Source organism: Psychrobacter sp. 1Y4, assembly GCF_051847555.1.
The window spans coordinates 1-1,314 of record NZ_JBPYDE010000075.1 but is presented as its reverse complement, the minus strand read 5'-3'; the positions used below and the strand labels follow the sequence as shown (position 1 = coordinate 1,314).

The following is a 1,314-nucleotide window of genomic DNA, read 5'->3' as shown; positions in this document are numbered from 1 at the left end:
TGTACCTGCGGCTACTGTGCCAGTGAAAGCCTCACCGCCAACCGCGGTAGTAGAGTTGCCAGTGGTACTTGCTGCATTACCGATGGCTACTGTGTCGTTCGTACCACCAGCGACCGCGTTATTACCACAAGCGAGTGCTGTGGGGCCATTACTAGTTGCGCCTCCATTAGTGCCGTCATCAAGTCGACATTCAGCTGCCATGGTGCTGGTAGTGGCAAAAGACGCAGCGGCGGCAATGGCTAAGGTGAGAGTACTAAGCTTTAGAGCAGAGCGCGGTAAGAAGTCCATTTTTTTCATTTCTTCATCCTTTTTTTAGAAACGTTAGGGCTTGATGGTGTCGATAAAAAATACGGCAGCAACATTTTTATTGAGTGGGTTATCCATTTATTTTTTGCAAATAACCAAACAATTGACTGCCTATACTGCTATTGATGAGGCAAGCAAGTCTCAACTGTGTTACCGAGTCTCAATGTAGCAATATCACAATTAGTCTACTCGCTACCCTGCTGCGATAGTACCAGTCGGGTGGATAAACCAACGGTATAAGCTGCTAAAATCGCTTGTTTTTTTCACAATGCAATACGACGCTCGTCCATGTGTTTCACTAGTGTTTTTGGCATCCACATTTATAATCTACATGATTACGTAACAAAGTTCGACTGATAATTAACGTCTGCTTTCAAAAAGTTACAGTTGAATTATTCAACAAAAAACACGTAGTTTTCGTAAGGGATTTCAGACCTTATAAACACTAAGTTGTGTAAAAATACTTAATAGTAAGGGGTGTAAAATGAATGATATTTAATAGCATTAAAATGCGCGTAGGAAAGTAATCAAAAGAGAGCAGCGTGGTAAATTGGGGTTAAGATCAATTGAAAAGGGGTAGGTAGCAGATGATAGCCTGTCTGAAGCTAAAGTAGATGGATGGATGGCAAATCGAAGAGTAGAAAGAATTAAGATTTGTCTTTATGCTTGGCTTTGGTTTTAAATGGTGTGGAAAATTGCAATATTAAAAATCCCACCACGGATAAGATAATGGCGATTTCGTAGCGAGCGTAAGCCACTGAGATACCGATCGCGCCAGTGTTCCAAAGTCCTGCTGCCGTCGCGGTACCTTCTGCGCCATCTTTGTTTTTGACAATCGCACCGCCGCCAATAAAGCCCATGCCAGTGATGATGCCATACATAATGCGCGCTTGGGCATCGGGGCTGTCATAGATATCCATCCCTACCAGCATAAAGGCACATGAGGCAATCGTAACCAAAGGAAAAGTACGCAGGCCTGCGCCATTGTCTTGAAACTCACGATTGAGT

Annotated in this window: 1 protein-coding gene and 1 pseudogene; both read right to left on the bottom strand. The window is 43.5% G+C overall.

Annotation, left to right across the window (positions count from 1 at the left end):
• Window positions 1–297: pseudogene (locus ACS8FC_RS14260) on the bottom strand (hypothetical protein); the annotation flags it as partial.
• 656 nt (window positions 298–953) lie between these two features.
• Window positions 954–1,314 (bottom strand): MgtC/SapB family protein (locus ACS8FC_RS14255; RefSeq protein WP_439297241.1); only part of this gene is annotated, 361 nt, incomplete at its 5' end.